The organism is Paenibacillus humicola, from assembly GCF_028826105.1.
GTDB classification, from domain to species: domain Bacteria; phylum Bacillota; class Bacilli; order Paenibacillales; family Paenibacillaceae; genus Paenibacillus_Z; species Paenibacillus_Z humicola.
In genome coordinates this window covers 1,279,087-1,306,021 of the sequence record NZ_JAQGPL010000001.1, presented here as the reverse complement: position 1 = coordinate 1,306,021, position 26,935 = coordinate 1,279,087, and the positions used below count along the sequence as shown (strand labels likewise).

The 26,935-nt window shown below is 59.3% G+C and carries 25 protein-coding genes; 7 read left to right on the top strand and 18 right to left on the bottom strand.

Going from position 1 to position 26,935, the window contains the following annotated elements:
* Positions 1-16 precede the first annotated feature (16 nt).
* The 7 genes from PD282_RS06205 to PD282_RS06175 all read right to left on the bottom strand — a co-directional run bounded on the left by PD282_RS06205 (position 17) and on the right by PD282_RS06175 (position 8,654).
* Entirely contained in the window at positions 17-1,258 is a 1,242-nt protein-coding gene (locus tag PD282_RS06205; RefSeq protein WP_274649474.1) for a glycosyltransferase family 4 protein, read from the bottom strand.
* 111 nt (positions 1,259-1,369) lie between these two features.
* Positions 1,370-2,320, bottom strand: a complete 951-nt coding sequence (locus tag PD282_RS06200) for a GDP-mannose 4,6-dehydratase (protein ID WP_274649473.1) — start codon at positions 2,318-2,320, stop codon at positions 1,370-1,372.
* Positions 2,321-2,377: 57 nt separating this feature from the next.
* Entirely contained in the window at positions 2,378-3,808 is a 1,431-nt protein-coding gene (locus PD282_RS06195) for a glycosyltransferase family 2 protein (RefSeq protein ID WP_274649472.1), read from the bottom strand.
* 78 nt (positions 3,809-3,886) lie between these two features.
* Positions 3,887-5,074: a glycosyltransferase gene (locus PD282_RS06190; protein WP_274649471.1), complete on the bottom strand. Its 1,188-nt coding sequence runs from the start codon at positions 5,072-5,074 to the stop codon at positions 3,887-3,889.
* Between the two features lie 324 nt (positions 5,075-5,398).
* Positions 5,399-6,358, bottom strand: a complete 960-nt coding sequence (locus PD282_RS06185; RefSeq protein ID WP_274649470.1) for a GDP-L-fucose synthase family protein — start codon at positions 6,356-6,358, stop codon at positions 5,399-5,401.
* A gap of 150 nt (positions 6,359-6,508) precedes the next feature.
* Entirely contained in the window at positions 6,509-7,543 is a 1,035-nt protein-coding gene (locus PD282_RS06180; protein WP_274649469.1) for a mannose-1-phosphate guanylyltransferase, read from the bottom strand.
* Between the two features lie 187 nt (positions 7,544-7,730).
* Complete coding sequence (locus PD282_RS06175; RefSeq protein WP_274649468.1) at positions 7,731-8,654, bottom strand: NAD-dependent epimerase/dehydratase family protein; 924 nt, start codon at positions 8,652-8,654, stop codon at positions 7,731-7,733.
* 219 nt (positions 8,655-8,873) lie between these two features.
* Here PD282_RS06175 and PD282_RS06170 point away from each other — a divergent pair, with 219 nt between their 5' ends.
* From PD282_RS06170 to PD282_RS06160, 3 genes are read left to right on the top strand one after another with little or no spacing between them, the layout of a single operon-like run.
* The gene (locus PD282_RS06170) at positions 8,874-10,382 is read left to right on the top strand and encodes a spore germination protein (RefSeq protein ID WP_274649467.1); all 1,509 of its coding nucleotides are present in this window, start codon (positions 8,874-8,876) and stop codon (positions 10,380-10,382) included.
* A gap of 25 nt (positions 10,383-10,407) precedes the next feature.
* Complete coding sequence (locus PD282_RS06165; RefSeq protein ID WP_274649466.1) at positions 10,408-11,574, top strand: Ger(x)C family spore germination protein; 1,167 nt, start codon at positions 10,408-10,410, stop codon at positions 11,572-11,574.
* The gene (locus tag PD282_RS06160) at positions 11,574-11,801 is read left to right on the top strand and encodes a hypothetical protein (protein ID WP_274649465.1); all 228 of its coding nucleotides are present in this window, start codon (positions 11,574-11,576) and stop codon (positions 11,799-11,801) included. The genes PD282_RS06165 and PD282_RS06160 overlap by 1 nt, the downstream gene beginning before the upstream one ends.
* Here PD282_RS06160 and PD282_RS06155 read toward each other — a convergent pair.
* From PD282_RS06155 to pyrH, 4 genes are all read right to left on the bottom strand, one after another.
* Positions 11,790-12,887: a GerAB/ArcD/ProY family transporter gene (locus tag PD282_RS06155; RefSeq protein ID WP_274649464.1), complete on the bottom strand. Its 1,098-nt coding sequence runs from the start codon at positions 12,885-12,887 to the stop codon at positions 11,790-11,792. The genes PD282_RS06160 and PD282_RS06155 overlap by 12 nt on opposite strands.
* A 122-nt stretch (positions 12,888-13,009) precedes the next feature.
* Positions 13,010-14,134, bottom strand: a complete 1,125-nt coding sequence (locus tag PD282_RS06150; RefSeq protein WP_274649463.1) for a CgeB family protein — start codon at positions 14,132-14,134, stop codon at positions 13,010-13,012.
* A 235-nt stretch (positions 14,135-14,369) separates the two neighbouring features.
* A complete protein-coding gene (locus PD282_RS06145) occupies positions 14,370-14,897 on the bottom strand; it encodes a YkgB family protein (RefSeq protein WP_274649462.1) in 528 nt (175 codons plus the stop codon).
* A gap of 218 nt (positions 14,898-15,115) precedes the next feature.
* Positions 15,116-15,856, bottom strand: coding sequence for a UMP kinase (gene pyrH / locus PD282_RS06140; protein ID WP_274649461.1), 741 nt, complete (start codon positions 15,854-15,856; stop codon positions 15,116-15,118).
* A 503-nt stretch (positions 15,857-16,359) separates the two neighbouring features.
* On the opposite strand from pyrH, the gene serC reads away from it, so the two are divergent.
* The 3 genes from serC (at position 16,360) to thrS (ending at position 20,448) form a co-directional block, all read left to right on the top strand.
* Positions 16,360-17,451 (top strand): 3-phosphoserine/phosphohydroxythreonine transaminase, encoded by a 1,092-nt coding sequence (serC, locus tag PD282_RS06135; RefSeq protein WP_274649460.1) that lies wholly within the window; start codon positions 16,360-16,362, stop codon positions 17,449-17,451.
* 166 nt (positions 17,452-17,617) lie between these two features.
* Positions 17,618-18,145 (top strand): DinB family protein, encoded by a 528-nt coding sequence (locus PD282_RS06130; protein WP_274649459.1) that lies wholly within the window; start codon positions 17,618-17,620, stop codon positions 18,143-18,145.
* Between the two features lie 383 nt (positions 18,146-18,528).
* Entirely contained in the window at positions 18,529-20,448 is a 1,920-nt protein-coding gene (gene thrS, locus PD282_RS06125) for a threonine--tRNA ligase (protein WP_274649458.1), read from the top strand.
* A gap of 236 nt (positions 20,449-20,684) precedes the next feature.
* On the opposite strand, the gene PD282_RS06120 is transcribed toward thrS, so the two are convergent.
* Positions 20,685-21,524: a dienelactone hydrolase family protein gene (locus PD282_RS06120; protein ID WP_274649457.1), complete on the bottom strand. Its 840-nt coding sequence runs from the start codon at positions 21,522-21,524 to the stop codon at positions 20,685-20,687.
* Between the two features lie 142 nt (positions 21,525-21,666).
* On the bottom strand, positions 21,667-22,578 hold the full coding sequence (locus PD282_RS06115) for a LysR family transcriptional regulator (protein ID WP_274649456.1): 912 nt from the start codon (positions 22,576-22,578) through the stop codon (positions 21,667-21,669).
* Between the two features lie 112 nt (positions 22,579-22,690).
* Here PD282_RS06115 and PD282_RS06110 point away from each other — a divergent pair, with 112 nt between their 5' ends.
* Positions 22,691-24,154: an adenylosuccinate synthase gene (locus tag PD282_RS06110; RefSeq protein ID WP_274649455.1), complete on the top strand. Its 1,464-nt coding sequence runs from the start codon at positions 22,691-22,693 to the stop codon at positions 24,152-24,154.
* Here the strand turns inward: PD282_RS06110 and map are convergent.
* The 5 genes from map to PD282_RS06085 form a co-directional block, all read right to left on the bottom strand.
* Positions 24,086-24,832, bottom strand: a complete 747-nt coding sequence (gene map / locus PD282_RS06105; protein ID WP_274649454.1) for a type I methionyl aminopeptidase — start codon at positions 24,830-24,832, stop codon at positions 24,086-24,088. The genes PD282_RS06110 and map overlap by 69 nt on opposite strands.
* 87 nt (positions 24,833-24,919) lie before the next feature.
* On the bottom strand, positions 24,920-25,603 hold the full coding sequence (locus PD282_RS06100; RefSeq protein WP_274649453.1) for a GntR family transcriptional regulator: 684 nt from the start codon (positions 25,601-25,603) through the stop codon (positions 24,920-24,922).
* 461 nt (positions 25,604-26,064) lie between these two features.
* Positions 26,065-26,295, bottom strand: coding sequence for a hypothetical protein (locus PD282_RS06095; RefSeq protein WP_274649452.1), 231 nt, complete (start codon positions 26,293-26,295; stop codon positions 26,065-26,067).
* Positions 26,292-26,588: a hypothetical protein gene (locus tag PD282_RS06090; RefSeq protein WP_274649451.1), complete on the bottom strand. Its 297-nt coding sequence runs from the start codon at positions 26,586-26,588 to the stop codon at positions 26,292-26,294. The genes PD282_RS06095 and PD282_RS06090 overlap by 4 nt, the downstream gene beginning before the upstream one ends.
* Positions 26,585-26,920, bottom strand: coding sequence for an alpha-helical endospore appendage domain-containing protein (locus PD282_RS06085; RefSeq protein ID WP_274649450.1), 336 nt, complete (start codon positions 26,918-26,920; stop codon positions 26,585-26,587). The genes PD282_RS06090 and PD282_RS06085 overlap by 4 nt, the downstream gene beginning before the upstream one ends.
* Between the last annotated feature and the right edge of the window lie 15 nt (positions 26,921-26,935).

The following is a 26,935-nucleotide window of genomic DNA, read 5'->3' as shown; positions in this document are numbered from 1 at the left end:
CGAAGCGGCAGCCCTTCTATAACAGGCCGAGCCGCAGCAGCCGCTGCTTCATCATTTCGCCTACGACCTGCGGCGAATATTCGCTGCGGATCGTCCTCTGGCCCGCCTCCGCGATTTGCCTGCGGTATTCGGGCTCCCGGACAAGCTTGAGCATGTAGCCCGCGGCATGCCTGACGTCGGGATTCGCCCAGAACTGGTGCGCTTTGTAGGGACCGTAGTTGCCGCCCACTTGGACGATGCCGTAGCTGACGGGGCATGAATTGGTGCTGTTCATGAAATCCGTATTGCCGGACCAGTCCGTCCCGATGACCGGCTTGCCCAGATACATCGCTTCCGCGAGGCCGAGGCCGAAGCCTTCGGACCTGTGCAGCGACACGAAGCAGTCGGTACAATTCGTCAAGGCATTGACGACGCGTTTCGGGAGGATGCTGGAAATCAAATAAATATTGTCGTAGCCTTCCTTCAGCTGCCGCAGCACTTCCGCATCGTTCGGATGAATGTTGGGATTGTTCAGCTTCAGCACGAGTCCGACGGAAGGATCGTTTCGTTCGAAGGCCATTTTGAATGCTTCGATGACAGCTTGAGGATTTTTTCGTTCGCGAAAGCTTTGAGTGTCGTACATCGAAAAGAACAGGAAGCGATCGTCGGGAAGACCAAACGAAGCCCGGTTATATTCGGGAGCGACGTTTACCTCGATGCCATGAGGAATTTTGACGACGGGAACCGTCGCTTTTTTGGAAATGCTGTCGAGTACGAAGTTGGTCGGGACCCAAACCTCGTTCACGAGCCAGAACTGGGCGGCGGAATCCTCCGGGAAATCCGGAAGCTCCCAGTGCCAATAGCCGATCCGGTACCGGTTCGGAGCCATAAAAACATTTTCGCCGAAGAAACGCCGGGCTCCTCGCATATTGTCGGCGTTCAAATGGTACAGATTGATGCTGTACCTGGCCTCGTTCATCTCTTTGTGCCGCCATGTCAGATCGTCCATCCGGTGGTTCGTTTCCGTATAATTCAAAATGCCGAACGGAATGCCGGTCGTCTCCAACGACCGGGCGGCCAAACGGCCGGACTCGCCGATTCCCATTTCCGCCCGCGTAAATCCGAATAGATTGATCCCCTTGGTTACCTGCGGGGACGCTGCGTGTGCGCCGCCCTTTTTCTTTCCTTTACCTCGGACCCTGCGCACGATCACCCGTATTTTCTTTCCTTTTACGATCTTCGTCTTTTTGATGATGATGATTTTTTTCTTGACTTTCATTCGTTTGCGAGACCTGCTTTTCGGTAAGGCCGCGCGTATTTTCCGTCTTCTGACGGACTTTCTTCTGGAGGGTTTTACTGCCAGTTTGGCCATGGTTTACACTCCCATCTGTCAAACACGCGCTCTCCAATAGTTCAGAAGATCCTCCATCGTCTGCTCGAACGGAATTTCCGGCTTCCAGCCTGTCTGCTGATGGAATTTCTGGTAGTCCCCGAGAAGAATTTCCACGTCGGACGGTCTCAGCCGGCTCGGATCCGTTTTGACCTCGATCTCGACTTGGCTGTAGGACAGAAGCAAATCAAGCATTTCCTTGATCGTCACGCAAAATCCGGAGGCAATATTGTAGGATACGCCCGGCTCGCCTTTTTCCAGTGCCAGCCAGTAGGCTTTGACTACATCGCGGACGTCGGTAAAGTCCCTTTTGGCGCTCAGATTGCCCACGTACAAGACCGGAGGCTGCAGCCCTTTCTCGATTTGCGCGATTTGCTTGGAGAAGTTGGACGTGACGAAGTTTTCGCCACGCCGGGGGCCGGTATGATTGAACGTACGGGTGATGACGGCATGAAGCCCGTAGCTTTGATGGTATTGGTACCCCAAATAATCCTGCGCGACTTTACTGACGGCGTACGGGCTGAGCGGCCGGAGCGGGTTCGTTTCTTTGATCGGGACTTCGTGGGGCTCGACGTGGCCGTATTCCTCGCTTGAGCAGGCGACCTGGATTTTGCAGTCCAAATCCAGCTTCCTGACCGCTTCGAAGATGTTGATTTGGCCCGAAATATTGTTGGAGATCGTATCCATCGGCGAATTCCACGACGTGGGCACGAAGCTTTGCGCCGCAAGATGGAAGATCAAATCCGGCTTCGCGCTTTTGATCAAATTTTCGACCGAGAACGGATCCCGCAGCTCGCATTCCACCAGGTTCAGATCCTTCGTCAGATGGCGGATATGATCCATCCGGCTTCGATGGCGCGTCGTGCCGAAAACCTCCACGTTGTTCCCGAGCAGATATTCCGCCATATGACTGCCGACAAAACCGGAAATACCGGTAACCAGTGCTTTCATTGTTTTCCTCCCGTGACGTTTGGATTTGTTTTCGCTCTTCCTTGGGACTTCTGCCGCCTAAGCCCGGTCAAAATGCAGCAGCCAGCTCGGGATATGGGAAGGATTGGCTTTATATGCGCTGTAAAAGTCGTATTCCTTCGGCGTGAGCGGAATAACCCGGACTCCTGCAAACCCCAGCGTTCGATCGTCGGAAGACAGGCCGCGTTCCGCAGGACAAAATCGTTCTTCAAGACGGAGCTCGACGGAAATCGTCTCCCGGTCGCTGTGTACGGGAATTTCCAATACGAACGAATCCGGCGGTACCTCATAAGCTTGAACCGGGCTGCCGTTGACGAATGCGGTGAAATGCAGCCGGTCAAAATACGAAGCCGCGCCGCGGCCTTCGATCAGCAGGGTATGGACCGGTTTGCCGGTGCCGGCCGGTCGGAGCGTCAATTCGGCACTAGGCGGCCACCACGAATCTTCGTATTGATTGACGGCCGCGACCGCCGGAGAATCGCCGAACACGCGATGGGCGTTGAACTGCTCGAGCAGCCAAAGGGCGCCTTTGGGCCAATGGTGATGGGCGTACTCGGCCACCCATTTGTTCGCGATTCGGCCATAATTGTTCAGGCTTAAGCGGAACACTTCGGGAAGTCCCGTTTCGGTCCAAATCGTGACGGTTTTGCTTTCTTTATGCAGTCTCGAATTGGCCAGCCGCTCTTGGACGAATCCCATCGGACGATGCTTCGAAAGTCTGATCCATAAATCGTAGTCCATGCAAAACCTGAACGATTCGTCCCATCCCCCCGCCTGCAGGACGGCGTCTTTCCTTAGAAAAGCAGCCGGCTGGCAAATAAAGCACTCCTCGGGCAGAAGACCGGGATCGAACGGTTTCGTCGGGTAAGGATACAGGACGGCCCCCGCTTCATCGATATAATCCGCATGGCCGTAAACGCCCGCCCAATTCGGGTGATCGGACAGCGCCCGTACCGCCCGATTGACCGCTCCCGGACGATACGTATCGTCCGAGTTCAACCAGCCGAGGAGCGTCCCTCCGGCCATCGAGATGCCCTTGTTCAGCGCATGTGCCTGCCCGCGGTCCGGTTCGGATATGAACCGAAACCTCTCCGCCCCTAGCCGCTCGTAGCTTTTCAGGATATCCACGGTTCCATCCGTGGAGCCTCCGTCTACGACAATAAGCTCGAGCCGGGGATAGTTCTGGCCGATGACGCTGTCGATCGACTGCCGGATATAGGTTGCCTGATTGTAGGACGGCATGATGACGCTGACCAAAGGGAGGCTCGCGGCGGAATGCCGCTGCGAGGAGCGGCGGGCCGCAAGCCGCCTGCGGCCAAGCCGCTTCCGCCCCAGCGTTCGTTTGCGCCGCGGACCGGGCCGGATGAGCCTTCGCGTACCTGATTTTTTAGCCGTTCTTTTCGCCGCTCCCCTGCGCTTCAACCGATTGGCGGAAGGTTTCGTCCGGACTTTCGCCTTCAAACGGTTCATCCATCGCCTCCCCTTTCGTTAAGCTTCGGTTGTTCCCGCCTTCCGCTTGCCGTAAGCCGGCCGCCGGTTCGGGATTGCCTAAAGACCCCGTTGAACCGTTTGATAAAACCGATATTCCTCGGCCGTAAGCGCAGTTATATCCTCCGCAACGAATCCGAGATCCCGGAAATCGGAGGTGCCGAGCTGCTCCGCCGGATTGAATCGCTCATGCGTATGAAGCTCCACGTTGCAATAAACAAGGCTGCAGCGAATGGGAATCTCGATGACGAAGGAATCGCCCGCCGCCTCATAGCTCCCGACCTGGAATCCGTTGACGCGAGCGGTAAAATGCAGTTTTTTGAACCTCGAAAGGAAATCGTGACTGCCTTTAATCCGCAGAACGTGTACGGGGTCGGCCGGGTCCATTTGGAGCGTAATGTTCGCGTGGTACGGCAGCCAGTTATCCGGGTACCGGTCGCTGCTCAAAATAATGGCGGACGGCTTGAAAATACCATGGGCCTTCAATTGTTCGAACAGCCTTGAAACCTCGTTGGACTTGTAGCATTCCGCATATTCCGCAGCCCATTTCCAGGCGACGGTACCGTAGTTTTTCCGCGACAGCCGGAAGACTTCGCTAAGCCCCTTCTCTTTCCAAAGCCTCTTCGCATTCTCGTCGTCGTATAGGCGCGTCGTCGCCAAACATTGCTGGATGTACCCGACCGGGAACGATTTTGAAATCCGGATCCATAAATCGTAATTTGCGCACAGCTCCAGCGATTCGTCGGCCTTTCCGGCGGCGATAGCCGCTTCTTTATGAAAGAAAACGGCTGGCTGGCACAGAAAGCAGTCCTCCATGAGGGCATCCGGATCAAACGGGCGCGTCGGATAAGGAGCGGTCAAATCGCCGCGCTCGTTCCGATAACAGGCTCCGCCGTACAGCATCGCCCAGCTCCGGTTGGCCTCCAAAGCCTGGACGGCTGTGCGGACCGCGCCCGGGAGATAGCGGTCTCCGGGGTTTAACCAGCCGAGCAGACCGCCTTCGGCCAAGGAAATCCCTTGATTGAAGGCCGCCGTCCGCGTCAATCCCCGCTCGCGCACGATTCGCAGCCGTTTCCCTCCGTAGCGGTCAAGCGCCGTCAGCAAGTCCGGATTCCCGTGCACGGAGCAATCAACGGCGAGCAGCTCAATCCATGGGTAATCCTGGGTTAATATACTATCTATCGTTTCCGCTATTTCGCTGACGTCTTCGTGTACCGGTACGATAACGGTCAGGTATGGATCGCCCATCGCTTCTCTCCCCTCCCGATGAAGTGGCCCTCCTCCATATCCTTTTCCATTTAAGTTACCCTATGATTATGCCCGGTCGGCCGCTATAGTCGGATGAACCAATTTGGTAACGATCACCCACAATTCCAACGAATGCCCTGTCGGATTGAACCGGGCAAACCGGCGGGAAAAGCCGATCGCGGGCTTTAGCCCTTTGCAAGCGGCTACTGGAGAAGGAGAGGGGGAAGCGGCAGCTGGAGCAGCGACAGCGGGTGAAGCGGCAAATAGCCCTCAGCTTGTGGTCAAGGTGAGGGCTATCGGACGATTGCCGCCGCAGGAGCGGCTTCAATTCGGATTGTTTCGACGGGCGGAAGCACGGTGCTCCTTATACCAGTCGATCGTTTGTTTTAAACCTTGCCTAATATTCGTTTCGGCTTCGAAGCCGAAATATTGTTTGGCGAGCCGGACATCGAGACATCTTCGGGGCTGTCCGTTCGGCTTCGACGTATCCCACACGATCCGGCCTTCATATCCGGTCAATCGGGCGATCGATTCGGCGAGCTCTTTAATGGATACCTCCTGCCCGGAGCCGATGTTGACGGGCTCTTCGCCGTCGTACCGCTCCGCAGCGAGCAGGATGCCTTTCGCCGCATCCCCGGCATAAATAAACTCTCTGGTCGCGCTCCCGTCTCCCCACAGCGTGATCGATTCCTCTCCCCGCTCGCCGGCCTCGACGCATTTACGGATAATGGCCGGGATGACATGGGACGACTCCAAATCGAAATTATCGCCGGGTCCGAACAAATTGACGGGCAGCAAATAGATGGAGTTGAAGCCGTACTGCTTCCGGTAAGCCTGGGACTGGACAAGCATCATTTTTTTGGCCAGCCCGTACGGCGCGTTCGTCTCCTCCGGGTATCCGTCCCACAGGCTGGATTCCTGAAAGGGAACCGGAGTGAACTTCGGATAGCAGCAAACCGTTCCGATGCAGACGAATTTTTCAACCCCGAATAAACGGGCATGCTCGATGAGATGAGCGCCCATCACCAGATTGTCGTAAAAAAATTTACCCGGATTCCGCTGATTTTCCCCGATCCCGCCGACGACGGCGGCCAGGTGAATGATGACATCGGGACGGAAAGCTTCGAGCATGGCGTCGATATCCGCTTCATGGCGCAGGTCATACTCCCTGCTTCGCGGGACGAAGACGCTGCCGCAGCCCCGGGATTGCAGCTGGCTCACGACATACTGCCCGAGAAATCCCGACCCGCCCGTCACGACGATCCGTTTATCCGCTAAATTCAACGAGGTTTCCTCCCTCTGTAAAGGAATGCTTTTCGCTTATCCATCGTGAAGCGGCCGCGTTTTTTTTGCCTGATTGGGCAGGTATCCTTATCCGCGTACAACCAATGAGGAATAGATTAATGGAAGGATGAGACCTTCCGGCTGCGGCGTTCAAGGAGATTGCCGGTCGCCGCGCTTGTCGGCTATCCATTGAACCGCATGCTTGATGTGCTGTTCCGCGGATTTGTGGCAGACCAGAACGCCTTCGTCGGTGGAGACGACGATCAGATTTTCCGCCCCGATCACAACGACGTTTCGTTTTTCGGCATGAATGATGCAATTCCGGATGTCTTCCCCATAGACATCGCCCCTGATCACGTTTCCTTGGTCATCCGCGGGAAATATCCTTTCGAGCGACCGCCAGCTGCCAACGTCGTCCCAATGGAACGAAATCGGGATCATCAGCAGCTTTTCCACCTTTTCAATAATGGCGTAGTCGACGGATATTTTATGGAGGCTTGCGTATGTGTCCCGAAGCTGCTCTTCGGGGACGTCGACCGCCTGCCAAATTTCGGGGCGGTATAGCTTCATATAAGATGCGATGGTGGACGGTCTCCACACAAAAATACCGCTGTTCCAATAGACGTTCGGCTGCCGGATCAGCGCCTCCGCTTTGGTCTTGGTCGGTTTCTCGATAAAGGAAACGACGGGCTGCAGTCCGCTCATGCCGTATTCGGTCCGAATGTAGCCGTACCCCGTTTCGGGCCGGGTCGGCACAATGCCGAGCGTCACGACGACGCCTTCGCTGCGTGCCGCCTGTTCCGCCGTCAGCAGGACGTCGTGCAGGTCGGCTTCGTCCGCCATATATTGGTCCGAAGGGACCGTCACCAGAACCTCGTCGAGATGCCGGCAGAGAAAGTAGTGCGCCATCAAGGCAACGCAGGGACCGGTATCTCTCTGCGCCGGCTCGATGATCAAACGATCGCTTTCCAGCTCCGGCAGCTGTTTCCTGACGGCAGCCGCGTAGCCCGAACAGGTCAATACATAAACGTCTTCCGGCTCTAAATATTTTCTATACCGACGATAAGACTGCTGAAGCATCGTCTCATCGGACGAGACCAGGTTCAAGAACTGTTTCGGTTTGGAATCCGTGCTTTTCGGCCAAAATCGGGCGCCCTTCCCTCCTGCCATAATGACGACTTTCAATCCAATCCCCTCCTGCCTTCATGTAGCATATGACGAAAGCGTGCCGGGGGCGTGGACACCTACACAACAGGCGCAGTTTCTTGATTAGTATCTGGTACTAAATTTCGGTACAAAGGAGGAACGGATAGACTCGGAGACGGTGAAGGGCGGACACCCGCGCCGGGCCGCGGCGTCCTGCATGCCGTTATTACGGCCCGGCGCCGCCGAACGAGGCGGAGTAGACAGCCCGCAGCCCGTCGGGAAACCGGACGGCCGGGCTCCATCCGAGCACGGCGGCCGCTTTGTCCGCCGGCAGCACGCTCCGTGCCGGATCGGCCGGACGCTTGTCCGCATAACGAATCGCGAGCGGCCGGCTGTGCAGGACGGCAAGCTCGCGCGCCACGAACCCGACGGACCACGATTCGCCGGTGCCGATATGGATGATTTCGCCGCTGCCTTTTTCGGCCGACGCCAGGCAGGCCCGCACGACGTCCTCCACGTGGACGAAATCGCGCTCCTGGCTGCCGTCGCCGTAAATGGTGAGCGGCCGGCCGGTCCGGATGTTGTCGAGAAACACCGCGACGACGCCCCCTTCGCCTCTCGGACGCTGGCCCGGCCCGTATACGTTCGCGAAACGGAGAATCGTGAACGGAATGCCCTGCATGCGCGAATGCCACTGGGTATATTTCTCCGCCGTTCTTTTCGCGAGCCCGTAAGGGGTTGCCGGCGACAACGGCGTTTTTTCGTTCGGGGCGGCATACGGCGCAGTTCCGAAAACGGCAGCCGTTGAGGCCAGAATCAGCTTCGCCGGCTTTGCCTTCCGGCAGCCCTCGAGCACTTTCAGCGTACCGACAATATTGGTCGTCTGATCGGCGGCAATGAACGGACCGCCTCGGTCTTCGTCGACTCGCGACGCAAAATGGTACACGACCTCCGGACGCTCGTCCGCAAGCAGACGCGTGAATTCCGGGTCGGTCACGCTCATGCAAATAAACCGCGCCGCGCTCGGCACGTCTTCCATGGCGCCAGCCGACAAATCGTCGACGATGACCGTCTCCCAGCCGGCCTTCGCAAGCGCCGACGCCAAGCGGGAGCCGATGAACCCCGCTCCTCCCGTAATGACCGCTTTCATCTTTCGGCTGCACCTCCCCTTTTTTACAATCTATGAAAACGAAGCGTTCGACGATTGGACAAAGCTGCGAAAGCAGGCCGCCGGCAGGCGAAAATGGCCGGATGCCGGCGTTCGTCTCCCTTGGAACGAGCTGGGCCGTTTTTCGTAAACTATCCGCAGAATACAAGTGACGGAATTTGGAAAAATAACTTCATCCGCACAAGGTCTGAGGTGACGATCGTGAAAAAGGGCAGAAACCGGGATACGTTCCAATTCGAAGAGGAAGACCGCGGGGAGCTGGTCCCCGATCTCGAATTTAACGAAGCCCATCTAAAATCAATCTTTCGAAACTGCTCCGACGTCGTCTTTCGCCGAATCCGGGTCGGCGGGAACGTGCAGTGGATCGTTGTCTATATTTCGTCGCTGGTCGATAAAAAAATGCTCGACGAGCATGTCCTGAACCCGATGATCGCTCATCGTTCCGCCAAGGATGCAAGCCTGAGCGGCGGGATCGAAGCGCTTGACGACCTGCTCATTTCGATCGGCGAAATTTCGCTCGTCGGCCGCATTTCCGAGCTCGTGCGCTACGTGCTGAACGGCAACGCCGTCATTCTGGCGGCGGGCGAGCGGCGGGCGATGGCCGTTTCGGTCAGCGGCAAAGCGCAGCGCAGCCTGGAGGAGCCTTCCTCCGAGCCGGTCATCCGCGGGCCGAGAGACGGATTTATCGAGAACAATTCGACCAATATCGGGCTCATCCGCAGCAGGCTGAAAACGTCCCGGCTCAAAATCGAAACGTTTACCGTCGGCGATCTGACCCAAACCGAGGTTGCCCTGACCTATATCGACGGCGTTGCCGACGCCTCGGTTGTGGAAGAGGTCCGCAGGCGGATCCGAAAGATTCGCATCGACGGCATTCTCGACTCGAACAATATCGAGGAATTTATCGAAGACGATGCCTATTCCCCGTTCCCGCAAATCCAGAGCACGGAGCGGCCGGACGTCATCGCGGCCGGACTGCTCGGGGGCAATGTCGCGCTGCTGGTCGATTCGACGCCCTTCGTGCTCCTGCTGCCAATGACCTTCTGGGCCGGTTTGCAGGCAAGCGAGGATTACAATGTCCGGTGGCCGATCGCCACCTTCGTCCGGTGGATCCGGCTCATTTTTCTGATCATCGCGATATTCGCCCCGCCCCTGTACGTGGCCATTACCACCTATCATCAGGAGATGATTCCGACCAGCCTGCTGCTGAGCATTGCGGGCTCCAGGGAGCCGGTTCCCTTCCCGGCGCTGATCGAAGCGCTGCTGATGGAAATCATTTTCGAAGCGCTGCGCGAAGCCGGAATCCGGCTGCCCAAGCAGATCGGTCAAGCGATCAGCATCGTCGGAGCGCTCGTTATCGGCCAGGCGGCCGTGCAGGCGGGCATCATTTCGGCCCCGGTCGTCATTATCGTTTCGATTACGGGGATCGCCTCGTTTACGATTCCGCGCTACAGCTTTGCCAACGGCGTCCGGCTGCTGCGGTTCCCGATCCTGTTCCTGGCGGGAACGCTCGGGCTGTACGGCATCGCGCTCGGGTTCCTGGGCATTTTGCTGCACGTCTGCTCCCTGCGTTCGTTCGGGGTTCCTTATTTCGCCCCGGCAGCCCCGATCTCGGTGCGGAATTTGAAGGACATTCTGGTCCGCGTTCCGGTGTGGAACAAAAGCCGCCGCCCGCCTTCCGCGGAATCCGGGGGGCAGGGAGCAAAGTAAACAGCGGAAGAAAGGAGGAAGCGTCATGGCCAGACCGTTCTTATGCATGATTCTGATTGCCGCTTTAGTGCTCACAACCGGCTGCTGGGACCGGACGGAAGTCAACGATCTTGCGATCGTTATGGGCACCGCGCTCGATGTGACGAAGAAGGGAGAAGTCAAGGGCACCGTCCAGATTGCGCTCCCCCAGCAGGCGGGGACGTCGGACGGGAGCGGGCGGAAAGAAAAGTTTTTCGTTTTGAGCGCTGCCGGGCAGAACAATATGGAAGCGATCCAGCGGCTGCAAAATAAATTATCCCGGCGGCTGTTCACGTCGCACCGCAGCGTGATTTTCATCAGCGAACGGCTGGCCAGGCGCGGACTCGGCGACATCCTCGACATTTTTACCCACGATCCCCACAACCGCCTGAGAACGTTTATTATGGTCGTCAGGGGCGGTGATCCGGAGAAAATCGTGGAGGTTCAGTATCCTTTCGAAGAAGCTCCAACCGAGGCCGTGAAAGAAATGGAGATCCTGGGCGACCATTTGTCGGTTACGCTGCGGGATTTCTTTATCGCATCGTCAAGCGAAGGCGGGAATCCGGTAGCGGCCGCCATAACGCCCGAAATCTCTTCAGGGAAAAGCAAAAAAGACCTTTTTCGTTTTTCGGGCGCGGCCGTTTTCAAGGAGCTCAAATTGGCCGGATTTTTGAACGAGAAGGAGACGGACGGACTGCTCTGGATTACCGGCCGCAAGAAGCAAGGCCGCATTGTCGCCGCCCTTCCGAAAGGGTACGGAAGCATCGGCATGGTCCTAGTCACCGCCAGCAGCAAAATTACGTCCGAGGTTAACGGAGACAAGGTCAAGTTCCACATCCGGCTGAGGGGAAATGGAGACCTGCTGGAGAATAATTCGCCGCTTGATATTACCCGAATGCCGAATCTTAAAATGGCGGAGAAAGCGCTGGAGGATACGGTCGCAAAGCAAGCGAAGGAATGTTTGTACAAGATCCAGAAGGAGTATAAATCGGATGTCGCTGGGTTCGGGGGCGTCCTGTTCCGAAACCATCCCCGCAAATGGAAACAAATCCAGAAGAAATGGGACAAGCTGTTTCCCGAAGCGGAAATATCGGTTTCGGTCAAGCTGAATTTGCGTGAAACCGGGGTATCGGGCCCGCCGCTGCAATTAAAGGAAAAGGAGATTGTCAAATAATGCTGCAAATCGGAGGTTATATCGTGCTGCTTGCCGTCTGGTCGTATGTCCGGGTCCATTCCCTTGCAGCCAGCCGGCAGCACCCGGCGGCCTTCCTGTACGGCGTATTGATGCTCATCAGCCTCGTCGTCGGCTCCCTGCTGATCGCCAAGGTGAAGGTGCCGAGCTTCAATGCGCCGGCCGAAGCCGTTTTCAAACAGCTCGGCAGGTCGCTGCTAAAGAAGTGAGCCGCTTGCTTTTCGCTTGATCGCATCGGCGGCAAGGAGAACCGCAGGCAGCAGATTTTGCGTCACGATCGCCCATAAGGGGTAGGTGAACGTTTCAAACTGCTGGTAATCCGACTTCGTCGTGAATGACCAGACCGCGCCGACAAGCGCGAGCAGCGCGAGCGGAGCGACAATGTCCCGGTAATTGCGAATGCCGAATACATGGGACAAGCAAAGGGACAGCATAAACAGGCCGACCGAGACCTTTACGAAAATGCCGAAAACCCAGATCGCAACGGCAATGGCCTCCAGCCGTTCGAAGGAGCCCTGAATCCCGATATATTGAATGAGCGACAGAAACGAATACGTCAGCTTTCCCGTAATCGGGCCGAAGATCATGACCGTGAGCAAATTGACCGTTACGATCAGCGTTACGATGCCGAACAGCGCAATCATGCCGGCCCTGCGCGCTTTCTGGCGCTGCTTCAGAAACGGGATCAGCCAGCCGAGCAGAAACACCTGATTGATATTGGCCGACACGGGAAAGGACCCCTGCAGCACCGGAACGATCCCTTCACCAAGCACGGGCATCAAATGCTTGATATCCGTATCTTGAAGCGCGAGAACAAAGAGCGGCAAAAGAAACATGATAATGAGCACCGTCAGAAAGCTGTTGCATCTCCCGATCACTTCGATTCCCGCATAAACGGCGAGCGCGCTGAGCACGACGATCGTCAGCCCCCCGACTATGGTCGGCGTCCGCGGCAGCAGGAACGTATTGAGAAAACGCGAATGCTCGTTAATGACGACCGTGACAAGCGAATACCAGTAATAGAAAAAATAAAGGCTCAGCGCTTTTCCGAGCCATTTGCCTACGATTTTTTCGGTGTATTCCAGAATCGTCAGCCCGGGATAGCGATTCGATAGCGCCGTCATGACCCAAATGTTGGTCACGCCGAGCAGGGCGCCGGGAAACACCGATATCCAGGCGTTCTGCTTGGCGAATGCGGCCATGATGCCCGGAGCGGGAATGACCAGCGCGGGAAACACAAAGGAAAACAGCAGCATGCCAAGCTGGGTGCCGGTAATCCGTTCGGTTACTTTCATTCGGCTCTCCTCGTCTGCGGAAGATGACTTTGTTCCTAGGTTTTCCGTAATTTTGGAAGTCCATACCATTCCGCAGACACCGAATTCGGTGCCGGTACCTGCCGCCGTTGTCCAAGTAAATGCTACCTGTCCGGAAATAATATGGAGAGCATCGTGCGGAGCCGATGATCATACGTGTGTTCCCGCATCGTGCGGGCCATACCCTGCATGGCGATCCGCCTGCGCTCCTCCTCATGGGTTAAATAATATTCGATTTTCTCGACCATATCCGAAGGGGAGGAGTACGTGACGATTTCCGACCCGGGCTTATAGAAAGACGCCAGATCGTCCCGGATATCGGTAAGCTGCAGTGCGGCGCAGGCCGAGACTTCGAACGTTCTCGGGTTGGGGGACACCGCCGTAATGCCTGCGCTGTTGCTGTTAAAGGTATCGTCCTCGGGCGCCCGGTGCATGTTAATGACGATTTTCGCGCCGCTGTACATGCCCGCCGTTTCCCGGGGTCCCATCCAGCGGCCGAGCGCGATTTTGCCCTTCAGCCGGTTGTACCGCTTCAGCCTCTCCCACCAAATGCCCGAAATGTGCGTATCGCGGGATGCCAAATAATCCGTAATTTGATCGAAAAATTCAACCCTCCGCCAAAAGGCCGAGCCGATGAAGAGGATGTCGTGACGCTTGTTGAGCTCCGGATTGCGCGGCCGAAATTCGTCCTGGTAAACGCCGAGCGGCAAATAATGGACGCTTTCGCACCCCAGGCGGCGGTAAAATTCGACACAGTTCAGCTCCAGCGTAAAAACATCGTCGTAATGCAGGGCAAGCTTAGCCGTCATATCCGTATAGTAAGGATCGTCCGTGAACCAGACGGCGATCCGGATGCCCGCCCTGCGGACCTCGTCCGCCTTCGCCGTATCGAACTGGAGTCCGTCAAGCACGATGACGACGTCCGGCCGGATCCGGGCCGCGATTTCGCCGACGGGCTGACCCGCGTCGGTAACGGTCAATTGGCCGACATTTCTGCGCAGTGTAGCGGCAATCGCCTCGTCCAGCGGCGCATACGGGTAGCCTTTGCCCGTTGCGACAAACAGTACGTGTACGGGCTTGATTCCGATCTGAACGGCCGTCCGCTTCAACACCGATTCGCACTGCCCGAACCAATAGCCGTGGTCGAAGCCGAGCCGGTAGCCCGACTTCCGGTCGCGCGCTATACGCGGCCGCGGCGCAGGGTACCGTTTACGCGATGATGCTCTCACCTGCCTCGCTCCTCCTTTAATGGCATCCTATCTGTCCATCATGTATATGCGGATGTACGGCCGGGCTCTTGGTCTCTTGTCCGCCGCGCTTCAAAAACGGGCTATTATCCCGCAAGGCTGACCCCGCTGCCAATTCCGGTGCAGAATGGCCGCATGCCAAAACCCCCGGCCTGCCGTTACGGCAAGACAGGGGGCTTTGGCGTACGCCTCCGGAAACTCCCGGCGCCCGGAAGCGTCAATTGAACGGATTCATGCCGCCGTTTGGAGCGGCAGCTTCGGAATTGCGCCGAATACCGGCGATACGGGCCGAATGGATCGACTCGCCCAACGCATACACGGATGCGAACAGCAGCACGAGATCCTTCAGCAGAAATTGGCCCGGAGAAGCCGAAATCGCCGGAAATCCCAGGCTCGGCTCAATGACGCCCGGCGTCGAGAACATGAAGCTTAACGTGGTGAGAAACAGAATGATGGAAAGCCCCGCCCCGACGGCCGACAGCCTGGAGGACACAAAGCGACCGAGCAAAAGCAGACCGACCAGGATTTCCAGTACGCCGAGGAGCGATGAGAACGTGCGGACGGAAAATACGTCGTAAAGCCACCCGAGCAGCGGACTGTTGCTGACGAGCGGCTCTATGCCTCCCGCCTCGTAGGCCGTGAATTTCATGCCGCCGATCCAGATGTAAACGATCGCCAGCGCGGCAAACAATCCTTTCGCACCGATCGCTTCGATTTTTTGCCCGGCACCCGTTTCCGATTTCATCTTAATTCCCTCCTTTAAATGTCGGAATTTACGCGGCATCCGAAGCGGCACCCGGCCGCTCGCCGCCCGGGCGATAAGCCCGGCTCCTGGAATCCATCATAAACAAAAACTATTTTCAAATCTTAACGAAACTATTAACTAAACCTTACATTCGATGGAATGGGTGAAAATGTACGGGATGCCCGAAACGGAATGTCGATTCGGGCTGAGCGGCGCAGTCACTCTTCCGCATACGCCAGCACCGAATCGCGGCTCACCAGCGTGCCGGCATCCTTTCCTTCGACGATTTCCCTCATCGCGCCCTGCCGGTCGAAGTTGAACACATGGATCGGCAAATGATAATCCCGGGCCAGAATAAAAGCGGACTGGTCCATGACCGTCAGCCCGCGCGCCAGTACGTCGTCGTAGTGGAGCGATTTGAATTTACGCGCGTCGCGCCGGTGCTTCGGATCGTGCTCGAACACCCCGTCGACGCCCTGCTTGGCGACCAGGAGCGCGTCGCATTTCACCTCGATCGCCCGCTGCGCGGACGGATAGTCCGTCGTGACGTAAGGCTGTCCGTTGCCGCCGGCGAAAATAACGATGTAGCCCTTTTCCAGGTGGTGAATGGCCCGCAGCCGGATGTACGGCTCCGCTACCGAAGCGAGCGGAATCGCGGTCATGACGCGCACCTCGCGCGAGGAGCGGGCTTTCAGCACGCCGCGCAGCATCAGGCTGTTGACGACCGTGGCCAGCGTTCCGATATTGTCCGCCTCTGCCCGCTCGATGCCCCAGCTCTCCGCCATATTGCCGCGAAAAATATTGCCTCCCCCGATGACGACCGCAACTTCGGCCCCAAGCTCGGCCACCGAAATAATTTCGCTTGCGATATGGTTCAGCCGTTCCGGGTCGAAGCCGTACGATTCGCCGCCGGCGACCGCGCCGCCGCTCAGCTTGATCAGGATCCGTTTGTACCGCATGTCCGCTGCGCCTCCCTTAAAAATAAATAACGCCAAAGCATCAACATGCTTCGGCGTCCGAATGACGGGGCGAATGGGAAGCAGCGAGAAACAACGCGAAACGCTCGCAGCGCTGTCTCATCTTCCCACTCCCCTTCCTTTTCGTTCTCAATGGTATAGTATATCCGAGTTCCCCGTCTTGCGCACCTCTCATTTCCGCGAAATATTCGCGAAAAATGGATTGACGCCGCCTCCGGCGCGTCCTATAATCAGGATCAATAACAAGAATACGGAAAACATGCCGATGAAGAGTATCCGACTCGGAGGCGTTTTCGCCAAGAACGTCAGGCACGCCGTTGTCATCAGGCACGCCGTTCTAAGTTAACCGGGCCCGCCCGTTACCGCGGAACCAAGAGGGGGAATGGCTGCGAGACGTTCCCCGAATTTGGGTGGCACCGCGAGCAGCGCTCCTCGTCCCAATACGAGAAGCGCTGTTTTTATTTTACCGATCGGGAGGAGAACGTATGAACGAAAGACGGTACAACTTCAATCCGGGGCCGGCGGCGCTGCCGCTTCCGGTGCTGGAGCATGCCAAAGAAACGCTTGTCGAGCTGCAGGCCGGAGGCGGCATGTCGATTATGGAAATGTCGCACCGCGGCGCGGTGGTGGAGGAGCTTGCCGCGGAAACGCAGCGGCTGCTGCTCGAGGCGGCCGGACTCGGCGCCGATTACCGCGCGCTCTTTATGGGCGGCGGCGCGAGCGCGCAGTTCGCGTTGGCGGCGCTCAATTTTTTGCCGCCGGAGAAGACGGCGGATTACGTGCTCTCCGGCAGCTTTGCGGAGAAAGCGTGGAGCGAGGCGGGTTATCTCGGTCGCACCCGGATCGCGGCCAGCACGAAGCCTGACGGCTGGCGCTCCGTTCCGGACATGCGGGGTCTTGCCGTTCCCGGTGATTCGGCCTATGTGCATATGACGACGAACAATACGATCGAGGGCACACGCTTTGACGAGTTCCCGGATACCGGCGATGTGCCGCTCATCGCCGACATGACGAGCGACCTGCTCGGCCGGCGGCTCGACTGCAGCCGGTTCTCGCTCATTTATGCCGGTGCGCAAAAGAACCTGGGACCCGCCGGAATTACGGCCGTAATCATACGCGAGGAGCTTCTCGAACGGGCGTCCAAGAGCATTCCGCTCATTTGGCGGTACGAGACGTTTGCGCAGAACGGATCGCTGTACAACACGCCCCCCGTTCATGCGCTGTACATGATGCGCCTGGTGCTCGATTGGACGGCCGCGCAGGGCGGAGCAGCCGCAATGGAGAAGCTGAATCGCGCCAAAGCGAAGCTCGTGTACGACGCGATCGACCGGAGCGGCGGATTTTACACCGGCTTCGCACGCAAATCGGACCGCTCGGATATGAACATCACATGGCGCATGGCGAGCGAAGAGCTGGAGCGCCGGTTCGTCCGGGAATCGGAGTGCGCAGGGTTCGAGGGACTGGCGGGCCACCGCAGCGTCGGCGGCCTGCGGGCATCGGCCTATAACGCCGTTCCGCTCGAGGCATGCAGGGCGCTGGCCGATTTTATGGACGATTTTCGGCGCCGGAACGGATGACGAGCCCGGGCGGGAGTCGTTCAAGACATAACGACTCTAAGCAGATTTGTCTTGCCAAGCGCAGCGTTTAGGATGGTGAAAATATTCAGGCACTCGTGTACCGCAAATTGGCTTCCGGAGGAGAGCGATTTGCGGTATTTCAGGCCGCTGAAGGAGGAGCATCGCAATGGAATTACGTCCGCAGGCGGGCGCATACGCCCCTTATTTGGAACGGTATATTTCGCTTGTGCCCGAGGGCAGTCTGACCGCGATTTTGGAAACGCAGCGGTCCGCCATGCTTGCGCTGCTGGAGCCGGTCACGGAGGAGCAGGCCGGTTTCTGCTACGCCGAAGGAAAATGGAGCGTCAAGGACGTGCTCGGGCACGTGACCGACAACGAGCGGATCTGGGCGTACCGGCTGCTGCGCGCGGCCCGCGGGGACGGCTATTCGTACCCGGGCTACGAGCAGGACGATTACGTCCGGACGGCTCGGTTCGACCGTCTGCCGTTCAAGGACCTGCTGGAGGAGTTCGCCATGGTCCGGCGTTCCACGATTTTGCTGCTGAAGGGGCTTCCGGACGAAGCTTGGGCCCGGAAAGGCTGGATGTACGGCGAGCCGCTGTCCGCGCTTGCCGCCGCGTGCGTCATCGCCGGTCACGAACGGCACCACTGGAACGTGCTGAAGGAACGGTATTTTCCGCTTCCGCCCTCTTGACTTCTACAACATTCCCGCGCTATAATCTTGAACCAATACCATAAAATGGCGAGTACCAAAGATACGATTCCGCCGCCGGACTGCCCAGAGAGAGGAGTCTCGGCTGCAAGCTCCTTCAGCTCCCGGGGCGGAATTACCCCTTTGCAGCCGTTTCGTTGAACCCTCCTCCGGCACGAGCCGGTGCGAGGAAGTAAGCGGAAACGATTCATCCCCGTTACCGGATTCGCAAACGAGGACCTCCGCACGCCGGCCGGCATTTCGCACGGGCGCCGCTGCCGGGGGTCGAACGAGGGTGGAACCACGAGCCGAACGCACTCGTCCCTTCAGGGCGACAAGTGCGTTTTTTTGCGTTCAAATCCATCTTGCAATCGGAGGTATCGGCCATGTCAAAGCAGATTCGAATTACGCTGCCAAACGGGGATGTAAAGGAGTTCACGCGCGGAACGACGGGCGCGGATATCGCCGAAGCGATCGGAACGGGACTCGCGCGAAGCGCCGTCGCCTGCAAAATCGACGGGCGCCTCACAGACCTGAGCCGGCCGATCGAGGCGGACGCTGCCGTCGAAATCGTGGCGGAAGGCAGTGCCGAGGGGCTTCAGGTGTACAGGCACAGCACGGCGCATCTGATGGCGCAGGCGATCCGGAGGCTGTACGGAGAGACGGCCGTCAAGCTCGGCGTCGGCCCGGTTATCGAAGACGGCTTCTACTACGACATCGATGTGGAGAAGCCGCTCTCGGAATCCGATCTCGCATCGATCGAGCGGGAAATGGAGGCTGCCGTCGCCGAGGATTTGCGGATCGTCAGGCGCGAGGTCGGCCGCGAGGAAGCGCTTCGGACGTTCGAACGGCTGCAGGACCCGCTGAAGCTCGAGCTCATTCGCGGCCTGCCGGAGGATGCCGTCATTTCCCTCTACGAGCAGGGCGAATTCGTCGACCTGTGCCGCGGGCCGCATGTGCCGTCGACGGGACGGCTCAGGGCATTCAAGCTGTTGAGCGTCGCGGGCGCTTACTGGCGCGGGGATGCAAGCAACAAGATGCTGCAGCGCATCTATGGCACGGCGTTCCCGAAGCCAAGCATGCTGGAAGAGCATCTGCGCCTGCTGGAGGAAGCGCGGAAGCGCGATCACCGCAAGCTCGGCCGGGAACTGGAGCTGTTTATGTTTTCCGAGGAAGCGCCGGGCATGCCGTTTTATTTGCCCAAGGGAACGGTCGTCCGCTCGGAGCTGGAGCAGTTCTCCCGCGGACTTCAGCTCCTGAACGGCTACGAAGAGGTGCGGACGCCGCTCATCATGAACCAGAGGCTGTGGGAGGAATCGGGCCACTGGGATCATTACAGCGAAAATATGTACTTCACCGAAGCGGACAACGCCCGCCATGCGCTGAAGCCGATGAACTGCCCCGGCCATATGCTTATTTACCGCAGCCGCCTCCGTTCTTATCGCGAGCTTCCGCTTCGCATCGCCGAATTCGGCCAGGTGCACCGGCACGAGTTTTCCGGCGCTTTGAACGGCATGATGCGGGTCCGCACGTTTTGCCAGGACGACGCGCACCTGTTCGTCCGTCCCGACCAGATTGAGGACGAAATCGGGCGGGTGATGGAGCTGATCGACCGGATTTACGGCGTATTCGGCTTCGACTATACGGTCGAGCTGTCGACGCGGCCCGCGGATTATATGGGCGAGCTTGCGGTTTGGGAGGAAGCCGAGAACGCGCTGCGCCGCGTGCTGGAGAGGAGCGGCACCGCATACCGGCTCAATGAAGGCGACGGCGCCTTTTACGGACCGAAGATCGATTATCATATCCGCGACGCCTTGAAGCGAAGCTGGCAGTGCGCAACGATTCAGCTCGATTTTCAAATGCCGGAGAAGTTCGGGCTGTCGTACATCGGCGAGGATAACCGCAAGCATCGCCCGGTCGTCATACACCGCGCCGTATACGGCTCGATCGACCGGTTCGTCGGCATTCTGACCGAGCATTACGCGGGCGCGTTCCCGCTCTGGCTCGCCCCGGTGCAGGCGAAGCTGCTTCCGGTATCGCAGCCGCAGAACGAGTACGCCGAGGACGTCGAGCGGCAGCTGCTGCAGGCCGGCATCCGCTGCGAAATCGACGGCAGCGGCGAGAAGCTCGGCTACAAAATACGCCAGGCCCGGCTAGAGAAAGTGCCGTACATGCTGATTCTCGGCGAAAACGAACGAAGCGCGGGAACGGTGTCCGTGCGGGGACGCGGCGAAGGCGATATCGGTGCCGTTAAGCTGCATGAACTGATTGCCAGGCTGAAGGGTGAAATGGAATCGCGGACTTAAGGCGGAGCGGTGCCGCTTCCGGATGCGCATCCGTAATCGCGCAAGCCGCTTGTGATCCGCCGCTAGCTTGCGGGTGCGCACGTAATCGCGGAAAGCCTGCGGCGCGACGCCTCCGGAGAATAAGCATCCATCCGCGTATTCGCAAAAAAACCGCCCAATGAGGCGCCGACAGCGGCACTTCATTGGGCGGTCTTTTCACACACGGGATTTTCAATGCAGCCGGGCGTCTACGCTGCTTAAACCACGGCCGGCTCGCCGGCCGTCAGCGTCCGCTGCAGGAACGCGAGCGTCCGGGTGAAGGCGTCGCGGGACGCGGCCATCTGGAACGAGGGGCGCGTATCGTTGAAGAAGGCGTGCTGCGCGCCGTCATAAATGCGGTATTCAAACGTTTTGCCGGCCGCGCGCAGCGCTTCGGCGAACGCGGGGACCTCGTCCGTGATCCGTTTGTCCAGTTCGCCGTAAAGCCCGAGCACCGGACAGCCGATCTCCGGGATCAGATCCGCGGACGGCGCGCTCCCGTAGAAAATGACCGCGCCGCTCAGCTTGGGATCCCTCGCCGCCAGCATGCCGGACAGCGCGCCTCCCATGCAGAAGCCGACGGATGCGACGCCGCAGCCCCGGCTGTGCTCGAAGCCGTCCCGCAGCCAGGCCGAAGCCGCCATGATTTGCTGGATATAGCCCGGCATCCGTCCCCCATGGTTAAACAGCTCGCCGAGCGTCTCAGCGATGGCCCTGCCTTTTGCTTCCGGGAGAGCGGCGAGCGCGCTTTTCTGCTGCTCCGCGTCGCGCCAGTGTGCCGGCGGAATCGAATTCAGAAATTGCTTTGCTTCCTTGACCCGATCCTCCGCAAGGACATCCGCCACTTCGCGGTTTCCGGCAAACAAATCGGGCGCGAACGCCACGTACCCCGCCTGTGCGATCCGCCTCGTCACATCCCGGATATGCTCGTCCACGCCCCAAATTTCCTGCAGCACGATAACGGCCGGCAGCGGCTCCTTTACATGATCCGGTCTTGCCAGGTACCCCCGGTATTTCCCATCGTCGCCATAATGCACCCAATCCGCCAAAAGGCTCATCGTCGTTCATCTCCTTTAAGGAATGTATTTCAGAACTAAAAAGACGCGGCACCGGCCGACGTCTCAGCTGCATCCCATGATGTCGTTTTTCCGATTGCGCAGGTAGGAATATTTTCATGATAGCACCGTCCGGAACGGCTCGTCAATCGTCCCCTCCGTCTTGTCCGGCCGGCGCGAGCAGCCGGCGGATGAACCGTTCCGCCGCCGCGGGCAGCGGCGCGCCGCGCAGCGTGGCGATCCCGACGCTCCGAGGCGGCAGGGGGGGCTCCAGCTTCACCTCGAACAGCTCTCCGCGGGCGAGCTCCTCCCCGATAAAATCCCGGACGACGCAGGCGATGCCAAAGCCGGAGCGGGCGAATTCCACGAGCAGATCGATGCTGCCCAGCTCGATTTCCGGCCTCGCGTCAACGCCGTGCGCCGCCGCGAACGCGTCGAAGGCGGCTCGTGTGCTGCTGCCGCGTTCGAGCAAAATGAGCAGCAGGCCGCCGGTCAGACCGGCCGGCGTCAGACCGGTTTCGGCAAGGTGCCTGTAGGCGGCGCCGGCGGCCAGGCAGTCCTGCAGCGTGACCGCCTCCACGATATCCGCCCGCTTGTCCGCCAGCGGCAGGTTGACGATGCCGAGATCGATTTCGCCTTTCCCGAGCAGCTCCATCGTTTCGAGCGACGTCCGGTTCGTGACCCGGAATTTAACGTTCGGATACCGCTCGTGAAAAGCTTTCATATGCGGCAGCAGGTAATGCCTGCACAGCGTATCGCCGGCGCCGATGCGGATTTCGCCGGCCAGCAGGTCGCGCATCTCCGCGATTTTCCGCTCGCCGCTGCGGATCAGGCGGAACGCCGCCTCGATATGGCCGTACAGCTCCGCTCCTTCCGGCGTCAGCCGCACCCCTTTGGACGTCCGGACGAACAGCGGCCCGCCGAGGCGGTTCTCGAGCTGTCTGACCGCGTGCGTCACAGCCGGCTGCGTGACGAACAGCTCCGCCGCCGCACCGGTCAGGCTCCCTGTCTTGGCGGCATAATAGAACGCCCGGTACCATTCGATGTTTTCGACCATAACCATTAACTCCTTTTATGACAAATATTAATAAGATTCATTTTATTTATGACTATCGTTTCATTATAATCGGTTTCGAAAGCCATGATCAATCAAGGGAGTGATCGGATCGATGAGCGTAACGGCTGTTGTAGGTGCGGGCTGGGGCGATGAAGGCAAGGGCAAAATGACCGACGCGCTGGCGGCGGTAGCGGACATGGTCGTCCGGTTTCAGGGCGGAAGCAATGCGGGGCATACGATTTTGAACGAATGGGGAAAATTCGGGCTGCGTCTCCTGCCGTCCGGCGTCTTCCGGCAGGGCGTCGTGAACGTGATCGGGCCGGCGGTCGCGCTGAACCCGGACGATCTCTTCCGCGAGCTGGACGGGCTTGCGGAACGCGGCGTTCCCGCGCCCGACCTGCGTATCTCCGAACGGGCTCAAATCGTCCTGCCGTACCATAAGCTTCTCGACGCCCTGGAGGAGGAGCGGCTCGGCGCGCGCCGATTCGGTTCGACACGGTCGGGTATCGCGCCCTTCTATGCGGACAAGGCGCTGAAAATCGGGGTTCAGGCCGCCGATTTGATGCGACCCGGCCGGCTCGAAGAGAGGCTGCAGGCGGCGCTCAAAAGCAAAAACCTGCTGCTGCACCATCTGTACGGGGAGAAAACGCTGGACGCTGCACGAATCGCGGCGGAGCTGCATGCGAAGGCGCAGCGGCTCGCGCCTTATCTGGGCGACACGACGACGCTGCTGAACGAGGCGCTGAAGGCGGGGAAGCGCGTGCTCGCCGAAGGGCAGCTCGGCGCGCTGCGCGACGTCGATCACGGCATCTTCCCGTTCACGACGTCCGTATCGACGCTTGCGGGATATGCCGCCGCCGGGGCCGGCGTGCCGCCGCAGGCGATTACGCGCATCGTCGCGGTGACCAAGGCGTATACGAGCGCCGTCGGCGAAGGGCCGCTCGTCGCGGAGCTGACGGGCCGGGAGGCCGACGAGCTGCGCCGGCGAGGCGGCGACGCAGGCGAATTCGGCGTCGTAACCGGCCGTCCGCGGCGAGTCGGCTGGTTCGATGCGGTGGCGGCAGCCTACGGCTGTTTGCTGCAGGGCGCGACCGAGGTCGCGCTGACCAATCTGGACGTCCTCGGGTATTTGGCGGACATCCCGGTATGCACGGCCTACCGCATCGGCGGACAAGAAACGGACCGCTTCCCGGCCCCCGCCCTGCTTGAGGCGGCTTCGCCCGTCTGGAAGCGGCTTTCCGGCTGGAAAACGGATATTTCCGGCATCCGGCGTTACGGCGAGCTGCCGGCGAACGCCAGGCGCTACGTCGATTTCATCGAGGAGCGGATCGGAGTACCCGTCCGCTGGATTTCCATCGGGCCGAGGCGCGAGCAGCTGATCGACAGCTGGCTTAGGCTAGCCGCTTTCGAGCCGGTACGCCGCAGATGCGCCGCGCGCCACACGCCGCTTGGCGGGCCGCCGCTCCCGGGACGTCTCGCGGCCCAGGAGCGCCGCCGGCGGCGCGCGTTACTGCTCCGTCAAGATGACCGGGCCGTCCGCCGTGATGGCGATGGTATGCTCGAACTGCGCGGATAACGAACCGTCGGCCGTCCGGCAGGTCCAGCCGTCGGCGTCGATTGTCATATGAGGGCTCCCGGCGTTGATCATCGGCTCGATCGTGATGACCATGCCTTCCTTCAGCCGGACGCCTTTGCCGGGCGTTCCGACGTGCGCAAAGTTCGGCTCCTCATGCAGCTCGCGCCCGACGCCGTGGCCGAGCAAATCGCGCACGACGGAGAAGCCGTTTAGCTGCGCATGGGTCTGCACCTCGTGCATGACATCGCCGAGCCGCGCGCCGGCAACGGCTTTCCCGATGCCGATATACAGGCACTCCTTCGTCACGTCCATCAGCTTCCGCGCTTCTTCGGATATGCCGCCGACCGCGTAGCACCACGCGGAATCGCCGATCCATCCGTCCAGCTCCGCGACGATGTCGATCTTGACGATGTCGCCCTCTTTCAGCGGCGCGCGGCTTGGAAAACCGTGGGCGATGACGTCGTTGACGGAGGCGCAGGTGGCGTACGGATAGCCTTTGTAACCCTTCGTATACGCGCCGGCGCCCCGCTCCTCAAGAAACCGGTCCGCAAATTCCTCAATCTCCATCGTAGATATGCCGGGCCGGATCATACGGGCGATTTCGCGGTGGAACTCCGCCACGATTTGCCCGGCTTTGCGCAAGTGCTCGATTTCGTCCCGCGTCTTCAGTGTGATCATCGTTTGAATCTCCTTTCCCGGATGCTCGCTGCCCGTTCAAGCCGGCAAAAAGGCGTGCAGCCGTGTGCGAAACCGGCTTGTCCGGCGTCAGCGTCTGAAATAAGCCGGGTATTTCAATTTCAGTTCTTCCTTCTCGTCTTCAACGCGGCTCAAATGCGCGCGCAGCACCCGTTCCGCCTCGTCCGGCCGGTTGCCTCTGATCGCATCCGCGATCTCCTGATGCTGGGCCACGATCAGCTGCCAGGCGTAGTTGTCGGCCAGGCGAAGCAGCCGGAGCCGGTTGTAATGGGTGTTCATCTGCTGCAGCAGCAGCCAGGTGCGCGGACGGCCGCAGGCGTTGATCATCGTGCGGTGAAAATCTTCGTCGAGGTCGAACAGCCGGGCGAAATTGCCTTCCTGCACGCACAGCTCCTGCATCGCGATCAAATTTTGCAGCTCCAGCAGCTGCTCCGCATTCAGCTTGCCGCACGCCTCGCGGACGACCGCCGCCTCCAGCGTCTCCCGGATGAACCGCGACTCCTCGACGTGCCCCAGATCGATGGGCGAGATAAACGAGCCTTTCTGCGGGATCGTTTCGATCAGCCCCTCCTGCGCCAGCTGCACCAGCGCCTCGCGGATCGGCGTCCGGCTCACCTGCAGCATTTCCATAATTTCCTTCTCGGATATAAAACGGCCCGGCTCGAGTTTCAGCTCCATGATCTGCTTTTTCAGCGTATCGCGTACGTAATCCCTCATCGTGCCCTTGACATAGCGACCTTCTTCAATCGTCAACGCCTCAACACTCCCTGCCCTCGGTTCGGAACTTCCTCATGTAATCATAACAAATAAAACTTCGGCGGGAGAAGCCTTCAAGCCGATCATTTTCAAAAAGCGGCTGCACATCTTGTGCGACAAGGAAAAGATTTTGCCGGAAAACGGTGCATATTCAGTTTACCCGGCTGGCGAACGCGCCAAACCGGCAAACGAACAGGGAGGACGCGAAGTCTGTTCGCCATGCTGGCGACGAGCGGTAAATTCCGGTTCTATGGGCGAGTACAAGCTGGGAACGGCGGCCATCGCAAACCAAGCAGCCGGCTCCATGAAGGAGCCGCCCGCTTTCCTGAGCCGGCTGCTGCGTAAGCCTGCCGCTTTCCTGAGCTGGCCGCCCCCGTTACGGCTGCTGTTCGTAAGCGATTTGATGGCCGTCCTCGAACCCTTTGGCAAAGCCGGCGTTAAAGCCTTCGTTATACGCCTTATAAAACGAAGCCGAGCGCCCCTTTACGGCCGGGCGCCGTCTGATCCCCGCGGCGCGCTTCCGTCTGCGGGGCGCCGCTGCCCTGCCCCGCAGCGCAGGGCGCCGGCGCCTCGCGGACGGCTTTGCCGCTGCGCTCCGAAGCGTCCGTCCTCCGGCGCGTTTGCGCGCCGAAGCCGAACGCCGTCTCGCGTGTGGTGCATGCCCCTTCATGTGTCGTTCCTCCCGTCACTTCTGGCGATGCTTATGCCGGCCCGATGGCGCGGAAACCGCTTCGTGCAGCCACGGCCGTGCCGGCCTTCCGCACTTCGGCCGGCGGAGCTTGACGCCGACGGCCGATTCCGCCATCGTCAGCTGCATGGCGGTCAAGGAGCGGATATTTTCGCGAATCGATTTGGCCATGCCGGGCGAATGCCCGGAAACGTCGGCGACGCTGTCCAGAATGCGCGCGATCGCCCGCTGGCTGTTCGCAATCGAACGGAGCAGCTCGATTCGCGCCTCCCATTCTTTTACAAGCAGACTCATTCCGATCGATCTCCCGAGTCATAGCCGCCGTTCAGCAGACCGCCGATGCCTCCCCCGTCCTGATCCTGCCGCAGCGCCGCCTTCAGCACGTTCGCCATCCCCTGGTTCAGCCGGGTCAATCCGTCGATCACCTCGACGAGCTGCTCGTGAACAAGCAGGGTTTCTTTCAAGTGCTCTTCCTGCTCCTCAAAGGCTTCCGGCGTCATATGATTGCACAGCCAGCTGCGAACCTTCTCCGCCTCGATCGCCTTCGCTTCCAAAATAATCGCGATATTCCCCTGCATTTTAGCGGAGGCATCCAGTATGCGCGAATATGCCGTTTCCCGAACCATGGCTTATCCCTTCCT

Excerpts from the sequence above, each read along its gene's own strand:
- PD282_RS06205 (WP_274649474.1), bottom strand. The coding sequence starts at position 1,258 with ATGAAAGTCAAGAAAAAAATCATCATCATCAAAAAGACGAAGATCGTA.
- PD282_RS06200 (WP_274649473.1), bottom strand. The coding sequence starts at position 2,320 with ATGAAAGCACTGGTTACCGGTATTTCCGGTTTTGTCGGCAGTCATATG.
- PD282_RS06195 (WP_274649472.1), bottom strand. The coding sequence starts at position 3,808 with ATGAACCGTTTGAAGGCGAAAGTCCGGACGAAACCTTCCGCCAATCGG.
- PD282_RS06190 (WP_274649471.1), bottom strand. The coding sequence starts at position 5,074 with ATGGGCGATCCATACCTGACCGTTATCGTACCGGTACACGAAGACGTC.
- PD282_RS06175 (WP_274649468.1), bottom strand. The coding sequence starts at position 8,654 with ATGAAAGCGGTCATTACGGGAGGAGCGGGGTTCATCGGCTCCCGCTTG.
- PD282_RS06165 (WP_274649466.1), top strand. The coding sequence starts at position 10,408 with ATGGCCAGACCGTTCTTATGCATGATTCTGATTGCCGCTTTAGTGCTC.
- PD282_RS06160 (WP_274649465.1), top strand. The coding sequence starts at position 11,574 with ATGCTGCAAATCGGAGGTTATATCGTGCTGCTTGCCGTCTGGTCGTAT.
- PD282_RS06155 (WP_274649464.1), bottom strand. The coding sequence starts at position 12,887 with ATGAAAGTAACCGAACGGATTACCGGCACCCAGCTTGGCATGCTGCTG.
- PD282_RS06145 (WP_274649462.1), bottom strand. The coding sequence starts at position 14,897 with ATGAAATCGGAAACGGGTGCCGGGCAAAAAATCGAAGCGATCGGTGCG.
- pyrH (WP_274649461.1), bottom strand. The coding sequence starts at position 15,856 with ATGCGGTACAAACGGATCCTGATCAAGCTGAGCGGCGGCGCGGTCGCC.
- serC (WP_274649460.1), top strand. The coding sequence starts at position 16,360 with ATGAACGAAAGACGGTACAACTTCAATCCGGGGCCGGCGGCGCTGCCG.
- PD282_RS06130 (WP_274649459.1), top strand. The coding sequence starts at position 17,618 with ATGGAATTACGTCCGCAGGCGGGCGCATACGCCCCTTATTTGGAACGG.
- thrS (WP_274649458.1), top strand. The coding sequence starts at position 18,529 with ATGTCAAAGCAGATTCGAATTACGCTGCCAAACGGGGATGTAAAGGAG.
- PD282_RS06120 (WP_274649457.1), bottom strand. The coding sequence starts at position 21,524 with ATGAGCCTTTTGGCGGATTGGGTGCATTATGGCGACGATGGGAAATAC.
- PD282_RS06115 (WP_274649456.1), bottom strand. The coding sequence starts at position 22,578 with ATGGTCGAAAACATCGAATGGTACCGGGCGTTCTATTATGCCGCCAAG.
- PD282_RS06110 (WP_274649455.1), top strand. The coding sequence starts at position 22,691 with ATGAGCGTAACGGCTGTTGTAGGTGCGGGCTGGGGCGATGAAGGCAAG.
- map (WP_274649454.1), bottom strand. The coding sequence starts at position 24,832 with ATGATCACACTGAAGACGCGGGACGAAATCGAGCACTTGCGCAAAGCC.
- PD282_RS06090 (WP_274649451.1), bottom strand. The coding sequence starts at position 26,588 with ATGAGTCTGCTTGTAAAAGAATGGGAGGCGCGAATCGAGCTGCTCCGT.
- PD282_RS06085 (WP_274649450.1), bottom strand. The coding sequence starts at position 26,920 with ATGGTTCGGGAAACGGCATATTCGCGCATACTGGATGCCTCCGCTAAA.